We start from the raw sequence: 18895 nt of genomic DNA, 5'->3' as shown, positions 1-18895 counted from the left end.
AGTTTAGTTCGGAGATCTTCATCGCGGCAGTGCCGGGCGACGATCAATTGCAGGGGGCTATGAGTCCCCTGCACCGCTGAAGCGCATAATCAGGCCGAGGGCAATGATCACGACGCCCCAGGTGACGCCCAGAATCACGGTGAACCTGTTCAGGTTTCGTTCGGCGACGCCGGACGAGCTGAGGCCGGAACTCATACCGCCGCCGAACATGTCCGACAGCCCGCCACCCCGTCCCTTGTGGAGAAGGATAAGCAGGGTCAGCAGAAGGCTGGTGATGCCCAGGAGAATCTGCAGAATGACATGAAGAACGTCCACGACGGCCTTTCAGAAGATTGGAATTGCGGGAGCCTGGAACTGCGTGGCGGACTAGTCCGTCACCAGGTGACTCTCGAACCTGACAATATTAGCAAACTCTGCGGGATCGAGGCTGGCCCCACCGACCAACACGCCGTCGACGTCGCGTTCCTTCAGGATCGCGGCAACATTGTTGGCCTTGACCGAGCCGCCGTAGAGCAGCCGGATCTTCGCCGCAACATCGTCGCCGAAGAGGGTGGCCAGTTCCGCACGAATGGCAGCACACATTTCCTGGGCGTCCTCCGGCCCGGCCACTTCACCCGTGCCGATAGCCCAGACGGGCTCGTAGGCCACCACAAGCTCTGCCGCCTGCTCGGCCGCCAGTCCGTCGACGTTCGCCCGGAGCTGTGTCAGGGTGTGCTCGACATGGGTGCCGGCCTGACGGATTTCCAGGCCCTCGCCAATGCAAAGGACCGGAGTGACATTGTGCTTGAATGCGGCCTTGATCTTGGCATTGAGGACGTCATCGGATTCCTGGTGGATGGTGCGGCGTTCGCTGTGCCCCACCAGGACATAGCGGCAGCCCAGCTTGCTCAGGAACTGGCCCGACGTGTCGCCGGTGTAGGCGCCCGAGTCGAACTGGGAGAGGTCCTGGCCGCCGTAGGCAATGTCCAGTTCATCGCCCTGGACGAGGGTCTGCACGCCGCGGAGGTCGGTGAATGGCGGGAAGACTGCTACCTCAACCCGGCTGTAGTCGTGCTTGGCGTCAGACAGGGTCCAGGCCAGCTTCTGCAGGAGGGTGATGCCCTGGACGTGGTCCATGTTCATCTTCCAGTTGCCTGCAATGAGAGGCGTGCGGTCAAAAGCGCCGTTCGTTGACGTAGTCACGTGTTCTCCAAAAGTACTTGATATGTGTGCGGCCGGCAGGGTGCCCGCGGGCACCCTGCCGGCCGGAGGACTTGGCAGTCCAGGTTCCTAACGGTCCAGGACGCTGAGTCCCGGGAGTTCCTTGCCTTCGAGATACTCCAGGCTGGCGCCGCCGCCGGTCGAAATGTGTCCGAACTGGTCGTCAGCGAAGCCCAGCGTCCGCACGGCGGCAGCGGAGTCCCCGCCGCCCACCACGGTGAACGCGTCGGACTCAGTGAGGGCCTTGGCCACGGCGCGGGTTCCGCCCGAGAATGCTTCGAACTCGAAGACTCCCATGGGCCCGTTCCAGAACACCGTTTTGGCGCCTTTAATCCGGTCCGCAAAAGCCGCTGCAGAGTCCGGTCCGATGTCCAGGCCGATGCCCTGAGCGCCGAAGCTGGTGCCTTCGATGCCGTCCGCCGGCACGGTCTCGTGATCTGCGTCTGCCGCGAACTTACTGGCCACGATAACGTCCGTGGGCACAATGAATTCCGTGCCGGCTCCGGCAGCCCGATTCAGGTAGTCCTGGACAACCGGGATCTGGTCTTCTTCCAGGAGGCTGCCGGCCACGCTGTGGCCCTCTGCCGCCAGGAAGGTGAACAGCATGCCGCCGCCCACCAGGATGGTGTCGGCCTTGCCGATGAGGTTATCGATGACCGCGAGCTTGTCGGAGACCTTGGAGCCGCCGAGAACCACCACGTACGGCCGCTGCGTGTCAGCCGTCAGCTTCCGCAGGACCTCCACCTCGGTGTGTACGAGATCGCCCTGGTAGGACGGGAGCCGGGTGGCGACGTCGAAGACACTGGCGTGCTTGCGGTGTACGGCGCCGAAGGCGTCGTCAACGTAGGCACCGTTGTCCCCTGTCAGGGCCACCAGTTCGTCCGCGAAAGCGCCGCGTTCGGCATCGTCCTTGCTGGTCTCACGGGCGTCGAAACGCACGTTCTCCAGGACGAGGACTTCGCCGTCCTGAAGCGAGGCAGCGAGTTCCTTCGCGGAGCTGCCTACAGTGTCCTGCGCTAGCGAGACCTTGAAGTCGGCAATTTCTGCGAGCCGCGCTACGGCAGGCTGGAGGGAGTATTTTTCCTCCGGAGCCCCCTTGGGGCGTCCGAGGTGGGCTGTTACCAGCACGCGGGCACCGGCGTCCGTGAGCTTTCCCAGTACTGGCAGAGAGGCCTTGATACGGCCGTCGTCAGTCACTGTAGAGCCGTCGAGCGGCACATTCAGGTCACTTCTGACAAGAATGTACCGCCCGCGGACACCTTCAGCGATCAGTTCGTTGAGGGTGTGGAATGTCATGTGTCTAACCCTAGCCCAGCTTGGCTGCGACGAGCTCCGTGAGGTCCACGAGGCGGTTGGAGTAGCCCCATTCGTTGTCATACCAGGAAACAACCTTGACCTGGTTGCCGATGACCTTGGTCAGGCCCGAGTCGAAGATCGACGACGAGGGGTCCCCAACGATGTCCGAGGAAACAATCGGAGCGTCTGTGTAAGTGAGGATGCCCTGGAACTCTTCGGACTCCGAAGCCTTCTTCAGTGCTGCGTTGACTTCCTCGACAGTGGTCTCGCGGGAGACGGTGACCGTGAGGTCGGTGGCCGAGCCGGTGGGGACGGGCACGCGGATGGCGTAGCCGTCCAGCTTGCCCTTGAGCTCCGGCAGGACCAGGCCGATCGCCTTGGCCGCACCCGTGGAGGTGGGAACCATGTTGATGGCGGCGGCGCGGGCACGGCGGAGATCGTTGTGCGGGCCGTCCTGCAGGTTCTGGTCAGCCGTGTAGGCGTGGATGGTGGTCATCAGGCCACGCTCGATGCCGAAGGTGTCGTTGAGAACCTTTGCCAGCGGGCCCAGGCAGTTGGTGGTGCAGGACGCGTTGGAAATGATGTTGTGCGCTGCGTTGTCGTACAGGCCGTCGTTGACACCCATCACGATGGTGATGTCCTCGTCGGAGGCCGGTGCGGAGATCAGGACTTTCTTGGCGCCTGCATCGATGTGCTTCTGCGCGGCAGCGGCCTTGGTGAAGAAGCCCGTGGACTCGATGACGATGTCTACGCCCAGCTCGCCCCAGGGCAGGTTGGCGGGATCGCGTTCGGCGAGAACCTTGATGACGTTTCCGTCGACGACGATGTTGCCGTCCTTGACTTCAACGGTTTCCTTGAGGCGGCCCCCGACGGAGTCGTACTTGAGCAGGTGGGCCAGTGCCTCGGGGCTGGTGAGGTCGTTGACGGCAACGATCTCCAGGTCTGCGCCCTGGGCGAGGGCTGCGCGGAAGTAGTTGCGGCCGATGCGGCCGAAGCCGTTGATACCAATACGGGTCGTCACTTGTTCAGTCTCCTTGGTGCTTGATTAAGCACAAACTAGTTGAGCGGGCGTTGAAGCCAACTAACAGATCCCGCACGCCATTGGGCAGAGATGATTAACAGATCGGAGGGCGACCAGCCACGTTGCTGAAGGCAGACCGCCTTCCGTGATCCATCTTACGTTTAAGTTGGTCCGCCCCCGCAAGTGCGGGGGCGGACCATCCACTTTCCGGCCGAAATCACGCCGAAATGTGAAGTTTGTTACACGTACATGTACTGCAGGTCACTATGGCAGGGTAATGAGGCCCGTAGCGTTGGTGCGTGCAGCATCGAAGCGCTTGGCGACATCTGCCCAGTTGACGATGTTCCAGAATGCCTTGACGTAGTCAGCCTTGACGTTGACGTAGTCCAGGTAGAAGGCGTGCTCCCACATGTCCAGCATCAGCAGCGGCGTGGTACCGAGTGCTACGTTGCCCTGCTGGTCGTAGAGCTGTTCGATGACCAGGTTGCCACCGATCGGCTCGTAGGCCAGGAAGCCCCAGCCCGATCCCTGCAGGCCGAGGGCTGCCGCGGAGAACTGGGCACGGAAGGCGTCAAAGGAACCAAAGGCGTCGTCGATGGCAGCTGCCAGCTCACCCTCGGGCTTGTCGCCGCCGTCCGGGGACAGGTTGTTCCAGAACACCGAGTGGTTGATGTGGCCACCGGTGTGGAACGCGAGGTCCTTGGAAAGGCGGTTGATGTTGGCGAAGTCGCCCTTGTCGCGTGCCTCTGCCAGCTGGGCAAGGGCATTATTGGCGCCTGCAACATATGCGGCGTGGTGCTTGCTGTGATGCAGCTCCATGATGCGCGCCGAAATGTGCGGCTCAAGCGCTGCGTAGTCGTAGCTGAGTTCTGGCAATACGTACTCGGTCACAAAATCCTCCAATGTCGTGGACGGTCTGTCCGGGTTGTAACTCTCGGATTGTGCATCCGGATGACTGGCATCCGGAAGATCAGGGTGAACGCTCTGATTCTAGGGGCGCCGCTACTCGTCCAGCATCTCAGGCGTCACATTGGCATCAGTGCCGGGGATCCCCAGATCGATGGCCCGCTTGTCCGCCATGGCCAGAAGCCGGCGGATGCGGCCGGCGATGGCGTCCTTGGTCATCACCGGATCGGCCAGGCGTCCCAGCTCGTCCAGGCTTGCCTGCTTGTGGGCCACGCGGAGTTCGCCGGCGTATTTGAGGTGGTCCGGGACATCGTCGCCCAGGATTTCAAGTGCCCGGTCAACCCTGGCACCGGCGGCCACGGCCGCCTGCGCGGAGCGCCGCAGGTTGGCGTCGTCGAAGTTGGCGAGCCTGTTGGCCGTGGCCCTGACTTCTTTGCGCATCCTGCGTTCTTCCCAGACCATCAGGGCATCGTGGGCGCCCATGCGGATGAGCAGGGCGGCAATGGTGTCGCCGTCGCGGATCACAACCCGGTCCACTCCCCTGACTTCGCGGGCTTTCGCCTGGATGCCGAGACGACGGGCAGCGCCAACGAGGGCCAGCGCGGACTCGGGGCCCGGGCAGGTGACCTCCAGCGATGACGAACGGCCCGGCTCGGTGAGGGATCCATGGGCCAGGAAAGCACCACGCCAGACGGCCTCGGCGTCGGCGGCGGAGCCGTTGACCACGGCTGAGGGGAGGCCCCGCACCGGACGGCCGCGGCCGTCCAGGAGCCCTGTTTGCCGGGCCAGCGACTCGCCGTCGCGGACCACCCGCACCACGTACCGGCTGCCGCGGCGCAGTCCCCCGCCGGACACAACGATGATCTCGCTCTGGTGCCCGTAAACCTCGGCGATGGCTGCCCGGAGCCTGCGGGCCGTGGATGCGAGGTCAACCTCGGCTTCGATCACGATCCGGCCCGAGATGATGTGCAGGCCGCCGGCGAAGCGCAGCATGGCCGAAACCTCTGCCTTGCGGACAGACGATTTCTTGATGTCCAGACGGGACAGTTCTTCCTTGACCGATGATGTCAGTGCCATGGCACCTTCCTAACTGTTCCCAAAAATGTCGTGGTACGCCGCTGCCAGACGCAGGGGGTCATGGACGGGTCGGCGGCCCGACGCCCCCACTTTACCCAAGACAACCTCGGCTCCAATCATCCCGGCCGCTTTCTCGAACTCCTGCCGGTCCTGCACCGACGCGGGATCCGCGAGGACGACGTCGACACTGAAGTCGGGCGCGTACCGGTGCAGTGCGTACAGGTGGTCCGCCGCAGACATGCCCGTGGTCTCTTTGGTGTCCGTTGCCAGGTTCATGGTGAGGCAGCGTTTTGCCGCTGTGGCGCTCAGTGCGGCCCGCATTTCGGGGAGCAACAGGTGCGGCAGCACGGACGTGTACCAGGACCCCGGCCCGAGGATGACCCAGTCGGCCAGCTCGATGGCCGTCAGGGCTTCAATGCATGCCGGCGCCTGTTCGGGCAGGAGCCTGACCTGTTCCAACGAGCCGGCAACGGCGCACCGCGCCTGCCCGCGGATTGTCTGGAGCGCGGACGTGCCGTCAGGTGCAGTGACGCGGATGTCGCCTTCGATGGTCAGCGGCACGGTGGACATGGGCAGTACCTGCCCGCGGGCGCCGAGCAGGGCGCCGGCCCACTTCAGTCCGGCCACAGTGTCGCCCAGAAGCTCCCAAAGGGTGACGATAAGCAGGTTCCCCATTGCATGCTCATCCAGCGATCCGCCGCGGCCTTCGCCGGGCCGGAACCGGTGCTGCATCACGTCGCGCCACGTGCGGCCCCAGTCCGTGTCATCGCACAAGGCGGAGAGCGCCATCCGCAGGTCTCCGGGCGGGAGGACGCCGTACTCGTCGCGCAGACGCCCGGAAGACCCGCCGTCGTCCGCCACAGTGACAATGGCGGTCAGCTCCGAGGTGAGCAACCGCAGCGCCGAGAGCGAAGCGGACAGGCCATGCCCGCCGCCCAGCGCAACAACGTTGGGGCCCTTGTCCTGCTGGCCGACCGCTGTTCCGCTGGAAATCGGTACCAACGGCAGCGGCCCGGTGAACATCCCCATTACTCGCGGCCCAGATCCCGATGGGTGGTGGTCACGGTCACGCGGGGATACTGTGCCAGTTTCTTGGAAAGCTCGACGGCGACCGCCACGGACCGGTGCTTGCCACCCGTGCAGCCGACCGCGATGGTGGCGTAGTGCTTGTTTTCACGCCGGTATCCGTCCAGCACGGGCTCAAGCGCCAGGACATAGCGGTCCACGAAATTCTTCACGCCTTCCGCCTCTAGGACGTAGTCGCTGACATCTTTGTCCAGGCCCGTGTGCGGGCGCAGCTGCGGGACCCAGTGCGGATTCGGGATAAACCGGACGTCCGCCACGTAGTTGGAATCCACCGGCAGGCCGTACTTGAAGCCGAAGCTCATGACGTTGAGCCGCAGGGCCACCGGGCCGGTCTCGCTGAAGAGTTCAGTGATGGCGGTAGCCAGGGCGTGGACGTTGTAGGTGGAGGTATCCAGTACGACGTCGGAGCTGTCGCGCAGTTCCTTGAGCACCTCCCGTTCGGCGGCAATGCCGTCGAGGATCCGGCCGCCTTCCTGGAGGGGGTGGGGCCTGCGGCCCTGCTCGAAGCGGCGGACCAGGACACCGTCGTTGGCGTCCAGGAAAAGTACGCGGAACGTTACACCGCTGGCGGCGAGGGCACCCAGAGCCGCACGCACATCGACAAAGAGGCCCTTGCTGCGGACATCCATCACCACGGCCAGCCGCGGAATGGACTGCGGCGCGTGGGACACGATCTCCGCCAGCGTGCCCAGCATCTGGGGCGGCAGGTTTTCCACGACATACCAGCCATGGTCCTCAAGCGCGTCCGCGGCGGTGCTGCGTCCCGCCCCCGACATACCGGTGACCACCAGCAGTTCCGCTTCGACGGGCTTGACCGGCGTCATTCCGTCCTGCCCTGTCCCGGATTCCGCCGTAGAGTCTGCCATTCGTTCCGCCCCGTTTCTGTCCAGATGAACGCAGGCAACCGCAATGCCGGAAACCTGCGTTCCTTACCCTACCTAGGTTTCAATGATTTCGCCGGTGGCCATATTCACGGCCGGAACTGCCTCGCCGGCCGCGTCTTCGCCGCTGAAGTGGGCCACGATGGCGTTGGCGAGGGATGGGCCGATGCCCTTGGCCGACGTGAGCTCGGCCGCGGTGGCAGCTTTGACACCCTTGACGGACCCGAAGTGGGTGAGCAGTGCCTTGCGTTTGGACTCACCGAGGCCTGGAACTCCGTCCAGCGCCGAGACGGTCATGGCCTTGCCGCGCTTCTGCCGGTGGAAGGTGATAGCGAAGCGGTGGGCTTCGTCCCGGATCCGCTGCAGCAGATAGAGTCCCTGCGATGTCCTGGGCAGGATCACAGGGAAGTCGCTGTCCGGCAGCCAGACTTCCTCAAGCCGTTTGGCCAGTCCCACCACGTACACATCATCGATGCCAAGATCTGCCAGCGCCCGGGCTGCCGCGTTGACCTGGGGTTGGCCGCCGTCGACCACCACAAGGTTGGGCGGGTAGGCAAACTTCGCCCGCGGCGCCGCAGTAGTGGTGTCCAGGACGGCGGCGTCGGCGGCCGCTTCCACTGCGGCTTGGTGCCCCGGCAGGGCGGACGCCTCGACTTGCGCCGACTTATCCTGCAGGTAATACCGGAAGCGCCGCGTCAGGACGTCGTGCATGGCGGCAGTGTCATCCGCAGCGGCGGCCCCGGTGACCGAGAATTTCCGGTAATCGGACTTCTTGGGAAGCCCGTCCTCGACCACCACCATGGACGCCACGACGTTGGTGCCCTGGACGTGGGAAACGTCATAGCATTCGATCCGCAGGAGCGCCACGGGCAGGTCCAGGGCTTCCTGCAGCTCCTGCAGTGCCTGGGAGCGTACGGTGAGGTCCCCGGCGCGGCGGGTTTTATGCAGTTTGAGCGCGTGCTCGGCGTTTTCACGGACGGTGGACATCAGCGCGGCCTTGTCGCCGCGCTGCGGGACCCTGATATCCACTTTGGCTCCCCGCAGGCCGCCGAGCCATTCCGTCAGTTCCGCGGCGTTGCTGGGCTCAACGGGCACCAGGACTTCGCGGGGCAACCTGCCATGGCTGTCGCCGTCGTCGCCGTAGACCTGCTGCAGCAGGTGTTCCACGAGGTCCGGGGTGGTGGCATCCTCCACTTTTTCCACCACCCAGCCGCGCTGTCCACGGATCCGGCCGCCCCGGACGTGGAAGACCTGGACGGCGGCTTCCAGCTCGTCCTCGTGCAGCGAGAAGACGTCGGCGTCGGTATCGTCGGCGAGCACTACCGCATTACGCTCAAAGACCTTCCGCAACGCGGTGATGTCATCACGGAGCCTCGCGGCACGTTCGTAGTCGAGGGTGCCAACAGCCTCGGCCATCTGCTTTTCGAGCTTGGTGATGAAACGTTTGGCCTCGCCGCCCATAAACGCGCAAAAGTCCTCTGCCAGGACCCGGTGTTCCTCCGGGGATACCCGGCCAACACAGGGGGCGGAGCATTTGTCGATATAGCCCAGCAGGCAGGGCCGGCCACTCGCCTGGGCCCGTTTGAGGACGCCGGCGCTGCAGCTGCGGACGGGAAAAACCCGCAGCAACGTGTCCATGGTTTCCCTGATGGCGCCGGCCGTATAGGGGCCGAAGTACCGGGTGCCTTTGCGGCGGTCCCCCCGCATGACCTGGACCCTGGGGAGCTTCTCGCTCATGGTGAGGGCCAGGTACGGATAGGTTTTGTCGTCGCGGAAGACCACGTTGAACCGGGGCTTGAATTCCTTGATCCAGGTGTATTCGAGCTGCAGCGACTCCAGTTCGCTGCCCACCACTGTCCACTCGACGCTGCTGGCCGTGTGGACCATTGCGTGGGTTTTGGGCAGCAGGCCCGCCGGGTTCGCGAAGTAGGAGTTCAGGCGCGAGCGAAGGCTCTTGGCCTTGCCGACGTAGATGACCCGGCCGTGTGGATCGCGGAACCGGTATACCCCGGGGTTCGTGGGAATTTCACCCGTCTGGGGCCGGTAAGTTGCTGGATCTGCCACTACTTCATTCTACTAATCCGTGCTTTTACTTTGGTTGTAGCTGGTGGAGCGTTCCTGGCCGCTGAGTTCGGCGATTGCATCCATGATGCTGTCCGTCACTTGGCGCCGGGCCGGCAGCGAATGATCCGGGCCGGTTTTGTCGAAATACAGGGGCTCCCCCACCTTCATGGTGAAGTGATGCGGCTTGAAGCCCTTCTCACCGGCTGGCTGCAGGCTCTCGGTCCCGATCAGGCCCACCGGGACCACGGGAGCTCCGGTTGCCAGGGCGAGCCAGCCCACGCCGGTGCGGCCGCGGTAGAGGATACCGTCCCGCGACCGTGTGCCTTCTGGGTAGATGCCAATGCCCTTGCCTGCCTCCAGGATGTCCAGGAGGGTTTTGAGCGCCTGGACGCTTGCTGCCTGCTCACCGCGCTCGACGGGGATGGAGCCCACGGATTCGAAGAAAGATTTCATGACTTTGCCCTTCACGCCACCCGTGGTGAAGTACTCGGCTTTGGCGAAGAAGGCCACCGGCCGCGGCATCAGCGCCTGGACAATGACACTGTCAAAGAAGGAGAGGTGGTTCGGGGCCACAATAAAGGGCCCCTCTTTTGGGACGTTTTCAAGGCCGACGACGGTGGGCCGGCAGGTGCCCGCCACGAGGCCGCGAAATGTCCAGCGGACTGCTTCAAACAGCGCCATCGTTGCGCACCTCACTCATGGCGGCAGTGTGGATGGCTTCGAGGCGCCCAATGGCCGCAACCATGACCGCGGCGGTGTCCACCACGGTGAAGGCACCGGCTTCCTCGAGTTCGCCGTCGGGCGCGAATCCCCAGCCCACGCCGATGCAGTCAAGCCCGTTCGCGATAGCGCCGGCCACATCCTGGGCGCGGTCACCCACCATCACGGCATGCTGGGTGGACAGGTCAGCCAGGGCCGCGGCGATGATTTCTGCCTTCCCCACCGGACCATCCGTTGACGATTCGTTGTCCGACGAGCCCCTGATGGACTGGAACAGGCCGGCGATGCCGTGGTGGCCCAGCACAATCTGGGCCAGCCCCTCGGGCTTCTGCGTGGCGACGGCCACCGGCCTGCCTTCCGCCGCAAAAGCCTCCAGCACTTCCTTGATCCCGGGGTATAGCCGGCCCTGGGCTATGCCCGTGGCCAGGTAATACTGCCGGTATGTCCGGATGACCTCCTCAAGCATCTCGGCCGGAACCTTGCAGACACTCTGGAGGGCGTCGCTGAGTTTCGGGCCGATCATCGACTGCAGGACGTCACGGCCGGGAACCGGCAGACCTGCGGCGGCAAGGGCTGCTGCGATTCCGTCGGTTATTCCGCCGGCCGGATCGACAAGAGTGCCGTCCAGGTCAAAGATCACGGGCACTGTTGTTTGAGTCACCGGCTTAGTTTCTCATGACACCGAGCATGCCTGAAACTCGCATGCCCGACACGGCATACGTCCTTGGAAGCCAACCGCCTAGCTCAGTATTTCCGCGAGGAAGGATGCCGTGTGGCTTTTTGTGGATTTCGCCACCTGCTCCGGAGTACCGGTAGCCACGATCTGGCCGCCGCCCGAACCGCCGTCCGGGCCAAGATCCACGATCCAGTCGGCGCTCTTGATGACATCCAGGTTGTGTTCGATGGTGATCACTGTATTGCCCTTGTCCACCAGCCCCTGAAGGACCATCAGGAGCTTGCGGATGTCCTCGAAGTGCAGGCCCGTGGTGGGCTCGTCGAGGACATACACACTGCGTCCGTTGGAGCGCTTCTGCAGTTCCGCGGCAAGCTTGACTCGCTGGGCCTCGCCGCCGGAGAGGGTGGTTGCCGGCTGTCCCAGCCGGACGTAGCCGAGGCCCACGTCCACAAGCGTGTTCAAGTGCCGGGCGATCGGCGAGAAGGCCGCGAAGAACTCCGCACCTTCTTCGATGGGCATGTTGAGCACATCCGCGATGGTCTTGCCCTTGTAGTGCACTTCCAGGGTCTCGCGGTTGTACCGTGCGCCGTGGCACACCTCGCAGGGAACGTAGACGTCCGGCAGGAAGTTCATTTCGATCTTCAGGGTGCCGTCACCTGCGCAGGCTTCGCAGCGCCCGCCCTTGACGTTGAAGGAGAACCGGCCTGGCAGGTAGCCGCGGACCTTGGCCTCGGTGGTTTCGGCGAAGAGCTTGCGGATGTTGTCAAAGACACCGGTGTAGGTGGCCGGGTTGGACCGGGGGGTGCGCCCGATGGGGCTCTGGTCCACGTGCACCACCTTGTCCAGGTGCTCCAGGCCCACGATGCTCTTATGGCGTCCGGCCACCTGCTTGGCGCCGTTGAGCTTGTTGGCCAGCACCTTGTAGAGGATCTCGTTGACCAGGGTGGACTTGCCGGAGCCGCTGACGCCGGTCACAGCAGTGAACAGGCCTAGCGGGAAGGCCGCATCAACGTTGACCAGGTTGTTCTCACGGGCCCCGACGACCTTCAGCTCACGCTTTTTGTCGTATTTGCGCCGCTTCTTGGGGATGTCGATCTTCTTGCGGCCGGACAGGTAATCACCGGTCAGGGAGTTGGTGTTGGCCAGGAGGTCCTGGTACGAGCCCGAGTGCACCACCTGGCCGCCGTGCTCGCCCGCGCCCGGGCCGATGTCAACGATCCAGTCCGCCACCTGGATGGTGTCCTCGTCGTGTTCCACAACGATGAGCGTGTTTCCCATGTCCCGGAGGCGCGTCAGGGTGTCGATGAGCCGGCGGTTGTCGCGCTGGTGCAGGCCGATGGAGGGCTCGTCCAGAACGTAAAGGACGCCCACGAGGCCGGAACCAATCTGGGTGGCGAGCCGGATCCGCTGCGCTTCGCCGCCGGACAAGGTGGCGGAAGGGCGCTCCAGGTTCAGGTACTCCAGCCCGACGTCGAGCAGGAACGTCAGCCGGGCCTGGATTTCCTTAAGCACCTGGTGGGCGATCTGGGCCTCACGGCCGGTCAGGACCAGGTTGTTCAGGAAGTCCGCGCACGCCCGCATGGGCATGGCCGCGACATCGGCGATGGACTTGCCGTTGATCAGGACGGACAGCGAGGCGGGGTTGAGCCGGGCGCCATTGCAAGCGGGGCACGCGATCTGCCGCATGTACTCTTCATAGCGGTCGCGGGCCCACTCGGAGTCCGTCTCGCCGTGCTTGCGGTGGACGTACTGGATGGCGCCCTCGAAGCCGGTGCTGTATTTGCGTTCCCGGCCGAAGCGGTTCTTGTACTGGACAACCACCTTGTGGTCCTTGCCGTGCAGGACGGTCTGGCGGACGTCGTCGCCCAGCTTCTCCCACGGCGTGTCCATGGAGAAGCCAAGCTCATTGGCCAGCCCTTCGAGCAGGCGGTTCCAATACTCGGTAGTTGCTGTGCCGAGTGACCATGGCGCGATGGCACCCTCGGACAACGACAGCTCAGGGTTCGGAATAATCAGTTCTTCGTCAACCTCCAGCCGTGTTCCAATGCCGCTGCAGGCGGAACAGGCGCCGAAGGGATTGTTGAAGGAGAAGGAGCGCGGCTCGATTTCATCGATGGCCAAGGGGTGTTCGTTGGGGCAGGCCAGGTTCTCGGAAAATGCCCGCAGCCGTCCCGGCGCGTCTGCGTCCAGATCGACGAACTCGGCCAGTACCCGGCCTTCAGCCAGGCCAAGTGCCGTTTCAACGGAATCCGTGAGGCGCTGGCTGATGCCTTCCTTGACTACCAGGCGGTCCACCACCACTTCAATGGTGTGCTTGAACTGCTTGCCGAGTTTGGGGGGCTCACTCAGCTGGATCAGCTCGCCGTCCACCCGGGCACGCGAATAGCCCTTGGCGGTCAGTTCCTTGAAGAGGTCCACGAACTCGCCCTTGCGCCCACGTACCACCGGCGCCAGGACCTGGAAGCGTGTGCCTTCCTCGAGCTCAAGGAGCTGGTCCACGATCTGCTGCGGCGTCTGCCGGGCCACAACCTCACCACAAACCGGGCAATGCGGCCGACCCACGCGTGCCCACAGCAGACGCATGTAGTCATAAATTTCGGTGATGGTGCCAACCGTGGAGCGGGGGTTCTTGCTGGTGGACTTCTGGTCAATCGATACCGCTGGCGAGAGGCCTTCGATAAAATCGACATCCGGTTTATCCACCTGGCCGAGGAACTGGCGGGCATAGGCCGACAGGGATTCAACGTAGCGCCGCTGGCCCTCGGCGAAGATGGTGTCGAATGCCAGCGATGACTTCCCGGAGCCAGATAGGCCGGTGAAGACGATCATGGCATCACGGGGCAGATCCAGGTCCACATTGCGCAGGTTATGCTCGCGCGCACCCTTGACCACAAGGCGGGAGAGGTCTGGCCGGGCAGGCGTGGCTGGGGCCTGGGTAACGGCGACGGGGACGGATTCGACTGCTGTTTCTTCAGCTACGGCTTTAGGCACCCACTAATGCTAATCGAAAACTTCTTCGAATATCCATGCGGGGTCCGGCTAGCTGGCGTCGTAGGCTGCTGCCAGCAGCTTGACTGCTTCGGCAAAGGTGGCACCTTGTGCCTTGGCCACCGACGCATACGAGTTGGCGGCAAGGGACAGCGCATCCTCCCGCTCATCACGCGCGCACACCACAGTGCCGTTCCTGCCCTTCGTGGCCACCACACCGGCTGCCTCCAGCTCCTTGAACGCCCGGGCAACGGTGTGGGGCGCGACGTCGAGCAGCCCCGCCAGTGTCCGCACCGCAGGCAGCTTGGTACCCGGAGGAAGGGCGCCACTGTCCGCAAGGCGGATCACGTGGAGGCGCAGCTGTTCAAACAGTGGCACCGTGCTCGACTGATTGGGCTTCCAGGTGCCGGGGAACGGGCCGCCCGAGGTCATCGTCCGGCCTCCAACGTGCCGGCGCGGCCCGCACGTCCGGCGAACTGCGCGTTGTAGAGCCGCGCATAGCGGCCGTTGCCTGCCAGGAGGCTTCGATGGGTTCCCTGCTCTGCAATGCGTCCGTGATCCATGACCAGAATTAGATCAGCGTCCCGAACCGTGGACAAACGGTGGGCGATGACAAAGCTGGTTTTTCCTCGGCGCAGCCTCCGCGTTGCCTGGCGGATCAGGACCTCGGTCCGGGAATCCACCGAACTCGTCGCCTCGTCCAGGACCAGGACGGCGCGGTCCGCCAACTGTGCCCGGGCGATGGATATCAGTTGGCGCTGGCCCTGGCTGAGCGGCTCTCCGCCGTTGCCCAGCAGGGTGTCGTATCCGGCGGGCAGCGACCTGATGACGTGATCCACGTGGCTCGCCTCTGCTGCCGCGGTAACCTCCGCTTCTGTTGCCCCCGGCCGGCCGTATTCGATGTTCTCCCTGATGGTGCCGGAAAACAGCCACGCATCCTGGAGCACCACCCCGAACCCCTCACGCAGGACGTCCCGCGGAATGTCGGCGATGTTGGTACCTCCAATGGTGATCCTGCCGGCGTCGACCTCATAGAACCGCATGAGGAGATTAACAACGGTGGTCTTGCCGGCGCCCGTATGGCCGACAATTGCGACAGTCTGACCCGGTTCCACCGCGAACGAGAGTCCACGGACCACCGGGTCAGCCCGGACATAGCCGAAAGTGACATCGCTGAACACAATCCGGCCGCCCGGACCGGCTTGGTGGCCGCTACTTTCACGTTCAGCAGGTATTTCCTCCCCATCGAGCAAGTCGAACACGCGGCGCGCCGACGCCACGCAGGACTGGATGACGTTGAGCATGCCGCCGATCTGGCCCACAGGCTGGGTGAAAAGCCGGCTGAACTGGATAAACGCCTGGATCCCGCCGATGGTCATCGCCCCGGTGGTGACCTGGAGCGCCCCCACCACCGCCACGGCGATGTAGTTGACATTGGCAATAAGGACCATCAACGGCTGGACAATGCCCGATGAATATTGGGCACGTGCCGATGCACGGGCAAGGCGGTCGTTGCTTGCCTTGAAGGCTGCCGCCGCCTGGTCCTGGTACCCGAAGGCCTTAATGACCTCGTGCCCGGTGACAAACTCCTCCACGTGGGCGTTCAATTCACCTGTTTCGGTCCACTGGCGGGCAAAATGTGCTTGGGATTTCCGGGCCACCATAAAGGTGATCAGCGTGGACAGCGGCACTGAAACAAGGGCGATAAGTGCCAGGAGCGGCGAGATCCACAGCATCATGGCCAGGGCGCCGCACAGCATTAGGACAGACATGATCAGCTGCGTGAGGACCTGGCTGAGCGCTTGCGAAATATTGTCGATGTCGTTGGTGACGCGGCTCAGGACGTCGCCCCTGGACTGCGTCTGGAAGAACGTGGAAGGAAGCCGGTGCAGCTTTGCCTGGACCGATGCCCGGAGGCTATACATCAGGCCGTGCACCGCGCTGGCCGTCACGGCTCCCTGAATCCAGTTGAACAGGGAAGCACCAACGTACATCGCAGCAACGGCGGCCAGCAGGATCCCCAGCCGTTGCCCGTCGAGCACTCCGCTGGAGACCCCATCCACCACCACATCGGTGGCATCACCGAGGTAGTTCGGCGCCGCGACATTGAGGACAACAAAAGCGCAGGTGGCCGCAACGGCACCCAGCATCCGGCCCCGTGACGGGCGCAGCAACGCAAGGAGACGGCGTGCTGTGGGCCAGAAGCCGTCGGGCGCCGCCCCGGTGCCGGGCGAAGGTGTCATGGCGCGTCGTCCAGAGCCAGTTGGGACTCGGCGATTTCCCGGTAGGTGGCAGATGTCTCCAGCAGCTGCAGGTGCGTCCCCGCTGCAACCAACCTGCCGTCGTCGAGTACCAGGATCTGGCCGGCGCCGGCAACGGTGGAGATCCGCTCCGCCACGACAATGACCACTGCGCCGTCAAGGGCAAGCTCCAGGGCATCCCGGACCCGGGCCTCGGTGGCGAAGTCCAGCGCGGAAAAGCTGTCGTCAAATAGGTAGACGGGGACTTTCCGCAGGAGGGCACGCGCAATGCAGAGGCGCTGCCGCTGGCCGCCGGAGAGGGTGGTTCCTTCCTGCCCGACCTTTGTCTCCATACCCAGCGGCAGCGCACGGACGAAGCCGGCGGCCTGGGCTGTCTCCATGGCTTCCCATAGCTGGCCGTCGGATGCTTCCGGAGCTGCCACGCGCAAGTTGTCGGCAATGGTTCCAGAGAAAAGATGCGATCTTTGCGGCACCACCGCCATGGTCCTGCGGAGGTCGTCCAAGGGCATGGAACAGATGTTCCGGCCGCCGATGCTGATGGTTCCGGCCGTGGAGTCCAGGAACCGGGGCACCAGGCTCAGGAGGGTCGATTTACCGCTCCCCGTTGAGCCGACGATGGCAACAGTGGTTCCTGGTCCGGCCGTGAAGCAGATGTCTTCCAATACTGGATTCTCGGCGCCGGGGTAGGAAAAACTGACGTTCCTGAAAGCTACGCTGGCACCGTCCAAGATGCCACCATGGCTGGTCCCAGGGGGCGTCTTGTAGTCCTGGACGGACGGTGTTGCGTCGAGCACGGCACTCAGCCGTTCAGCGCAAGCGGCGGCCCGCGGAGCCGTCATAAAAACGTACATGGCCATCATGATTGCCAGGAGAATCTGCAGGATGTAGGCGATAAAGGCCGTGAGGGCACCGATCTTCATCCCGCCGTCGTAAACCCGGTGGCCACCGAACCACACCACGGCCACTGATGACAGGTTAACCACAATCATGATCAGCGGCAGCATCCCGGCAACGAGCAGCGAGGACTGAAGGTTGTTGCCGGTGAGGCTGCTGTTGGTCTTGGCAAACCGGCGTGTTTCGTGTCCCTGCCGGACGAAGGCCCGGATCACATTCGCGCCGATGATCTGCTCCCGCAGGATCTCCCCCGTCCGGTCCAGGAGTTCCTGCCCCTGCCGGTAAAGGGGTACCAGGCGCCGGACGATGAGATACATGATCAGCAACAGGATGGGCATGATGACGATTACGACGCTTGAAAGCACCTTGTCCTGCTGCCAGGCCAGCAGGACGCCCCCGGCCGCCATGACCGGCGCCGCCACCAACATTGTGAAAACCAGGACGGCGAACGACTGGATCTGCTGGGTGTCGTTGGTGGCCCTGGTGACAAGGCTTTGTGTGCCGAAGGCTGCTACTTCCTGGGAAGAAAGCGACTGGATCCTGGTGAAGAGCTCGCCGCGCAACCGGTGCCCGATCTTCATGGCCACCACTGCCCCGAAGTAGCCCGCGGCGATGGCCGCCGCCGCCTGGACCGCTGCGATCAAAGCCATCACAGTGCCCAAGCGGAAGATTTCCGGAGTGTTCCCGGCCACGATGCCGTCGTCGATGATGGCAGCGTTAATGGTGGGCAGGAGCAGGTTGCCTGCGGTCTGGACGAGCTGGAGAGCAACGATCGCGGCTACGGCACCCTTATGGCCAGCCAGAAGCCGGGCCATTAAGCCGAAAAGCATCGCACCTCCAGGACGGGCTTTGGGAGGCTGATGAGGGTTCGGCCGTTTTGCCATCCCCAGAAGCCGCTTGCGCCATTGTAACCAGCATCACATTCTCTTCTTAGTCATAGGGCATTACCGACCATGTCGAGAACTTCAAACGAATGGAGTTTATGTGCTGGTTTTCTTTTGCGCTACGGCAAAGATCCGCCGGAAGGGAAACACCGTGCCGTGGACCGTTTCCGGGTACGCGGCCCGCAGGGCTGCCGCATACTCAGCTTCAAAGGCGCAGCCGTCCTCGGCTGAAAGGGCCGCCACGACCGGGCGCAACGCCGTGCCGCGCACCCAGTTCAGCACCGGGTCCGCCCCCGTGAGGACCTGCTGGTACGTGGTTTCCCAGGCATCTGCTGTACAGCCCGCGTCCAGCATGAGGCGGAGGTAATCTGTGGGCTCCCCCACGGATTCTCCACCGCGAAGAACGCCGTCGAGCCGGGGAGACCATCGGGTGGAACCTGCGAGGTCCCGCATCAGGGCATGGGACGGGGCGTTAAAATTACCGGGCACCTGCATGGCGAACCAGGCACCGGGCTTGAGCGCCGCCAGCCAGCCTGCCAGCATTTCCGGATGGCCCGGCACCCACTGAAGTGCGGCGTTAGTGACCACCACGTCGGTTTCAGCCGGAGGTGTCCAGTCTGCGATATCCGCCAGCCCGAAGCTGAGGCCCGAATGCTTCCCGGCCTGGACCTCAGCCTTGTCCAGCATCTCCCCGGACGAATCGATCCCCACCACTTTCGCTTCCGGCCATCTCCGGGCGAGCGTCGCCGTGAGGTTCCCCGGACCACAGCCCAGATCCACAACGTGCTGCGGCCGGTCCGCCTGGATCCGGCCCGTCAGGTCGAAAAAGGGCCGGTCGCGGTAGTCGCCGAACTGGACGTACTTTACGGGGTCCCACTTCACAGTTACCTCCATCGCCGGGTGCTGTCTGGCAGTACCGCGAGCCTAACCCGGGCCCGCCC

At 63.9% G+C, this 18895-nt stretch carries 16 protein-coding genes; all 16 read right to left on the bottom strand.

Features of this window, described 5'->3' with window-relative positions; translation table 11 throughout:
* Positions 1-57 precede the first annotated feature (57 nt).
* The 16 genes from secG to ACZY0Q_RS02250 all read right to left on the bottom strand — a co-directional run bounded on the left by secG (position 58) and on the right by ACZY0Q_RS02250 (position 18836).
* Positions 58-315, bottom strand: a complete 258-nt coding sequence (secG, locus tag ACZY0Q_RS02325; RefSeq protein WP_160670806.1) for a preprotein translocase subunit SecG — start codon at positions 313-315, stop codon at positions 58-60.
* Positions 316-366: 51 nt separating this feature from the next.
* Positions 367-1182, bottom strand: a complete 816-nt coding sequence (gene tpiA, locus ACZY0Q_RS02320; protein ID WP_463914218.1) for a triose-phosphate isomerase — start codon at positions 1180-1182, stop codon at positions 367-369.
* 87 nt (positions 1183-1269) lie between these two features.
* On the bottom strand, positions 1270-2496 hold the full coding sequence (locus ACZY0Q_RS02315) for a phosphoglycerate kinase (RefSeq protein ID WP_463914216.1): 1227 nt from the start codon (positions 2494-2496) through the stop codon (positions 1270-1272).
* A gap of 10 nt (positions 2497-2506) precedes the next feature.
* A complete protein-coding gene (gap, locus tag ACZY0Q_RS02310; protein ID WP_185263579.1) occupies positions 2507-3517 on the bottom strand; it encodes a type I glyceraldehyde-3-phosphate dehydrogenase in 1011 nt (336 codons plus the stop codon).
* 264 nt (positions 3518-3781) lie between these two features.
* Positions 3782-4408 (bottom strand): superoxide dismutase, encoded by a 627-nt coding sequence (locus ACZY0Q_RS02305; RefSeq protein WP_056339769.1) that lies wholly within the window; start codon positions 4406-4408, stop codon positions 3782-3784.
* A 111-nt stretch (positions 4409-4519) separates the two neighbouring features.
* The gene (whiA, locus tag ACZY0Q_RS02300) at positions 4520-5500 is read right to left on the bottom strand and encodes a DNA-binding protein WhiA (protein WP_056339766.1); all 981 of its coding nucleotides are present in this window, start codon (positions 5498-5500) and stop codon (positions 4520-4522) included.
* A gap of 9 nt (positions 5501-5509) precedes the next feature.
* The gene (locus ACZY0Q_RS02295) at positions 5510-6529 is read right to left on the bottom strand and encodes a gluconeogenesis factor YvcK family protein (protein WP_463914213.1); all 1020 of its coding nucleotides are present in this window, start codon (positions 6527-6529) and stop codon (positions 5510-5512) included.
* Positions 6529-7452 carry an RNase adapter RapZ gene (rapZ, locus tag ACZY0Q_RS02290; protein WP_463914210.1) on the bottom strand — a complete coding sequence of 308 codons (924 nt, stop codon included), beginning with the start codon at positions 7450-7452 and terminating at the stop codon, positions 6529-6531. Before rapZ ends, ACZY0Q_RS02295 begins: the two co-directional genes overlap by 1 nt.
* Positions 7453-7524: 72 nt before the next feature.
* Positions 7525-9531 carry an excinuclease ABC subunit UvrC gene (gene uvrC, locus ACZY0Q_RS02285; protein ID WP_463914207.1) on the bottom strand — a complete coding sequence of 669 codons (2007 nt, stop codon included), beginning with the start codon at positions 9529-9531 and terminating at the stop codon, positions 7525-7527.
* Positions 9532-9543: 12 nt separating this feature from the next.
* Positions 9544-10212 (bottom strand): lysophospholipid acyltransferase family protein, encoded by a 669-nt coding sequence (locus ACZY0Q_RS02280; protein WP_463914205.1) that lies wholly within the window; start codon positions 10210-10212, stop codon positions 9544-9546.
* Positions 10199-10912 (bottom strand): HAD hydrolase-like protein, encoded by a 714-nt coding sequence (locus ACZY0Q_RS02275; protein WP_463914202.1) that lies wholly within the window; start codon positions 10910-10912, stop codon positions 10199-10201. The genes ACZY0Q_RS02280 and ACZY0Q_RS02275 overlap by 14 nt, the downstream gene beginning before the upstream one ends.
* Positions 10913-10990: 78 nt before the next feature.
* Positions 10991-13918 carry an excinuclease ABC subunit UvrA gene (gene uvrA / locus ACZY0Q_RS02270; protein WP_463914199.1) on the bottom strand — a complete coding sequence of 976 codons (2928 nt, stop codon included), beginning with the start codon at positions 13916-13918 and terminating at the stop codon, positions 10991-10993.
* Positions 13919-13966: 48 nt separating this feature from the next.
* Positions 13967-14347 (bottom strand): GntR family transcriptional regulator, encoded by a 381-nt coding sequence (locus tag ACZY0Q_RS02265; protein ID WP_463914196.1) that lies wholly within the window; start codon positions 14345-14347, stop codon positions 13967-13969.
* Entirely contained in the window at positions 14344-16158 is a 1815-nt protein-coding gene (locus ACZY0Q_RS02260; RefSeq protein WP_463914194.1) for an ABC transporter ATP-binding protein, read from the bottom strand. Before ACZY0Q_RS02260 ends, ACZY0Q_RS02265 begins: the two co-directional genes overlap by 4 nt.
* Entirely contained in the window at positions 16155-17900 is a 1746-nt protein-coding gene (locus ACZY0Q_RS02255) for an ABC transporter ATP-binding protein (protein WP_463914192.1), read from the bottom strand. Before ACZY0Q_RS02255 ends, ACZY0Q_RS02260 begins: the two co-directional genes overlap by 4 nt.
* A gap of 150 nt (positions 17901-18050) precedes the next feature.
* The gene (locus ACZY0Q_RS02250; protein WP_463914189.1) at positions 18051-18836 is read right to left on the bottom strand and encodes a trans-aconitate 2-methyltransferase; all 786 of its coding nucleotides are present in this window, start codon (positions 18834-18836) and stop codon (positions 18051-18053) included.
* Between the last annotated feature and the right edge of the window lie 59 nt (positions 18837-18895).

The sequence above is a fragment of the Pseudarthrobacter lactosi genome, from assembly GCF_055412785.1.
The sequence above is the reverse complement of the archived record's forward strand: the minus strand, read 5'-3'. Positions and strand labels throughout refer to the sequence as shown.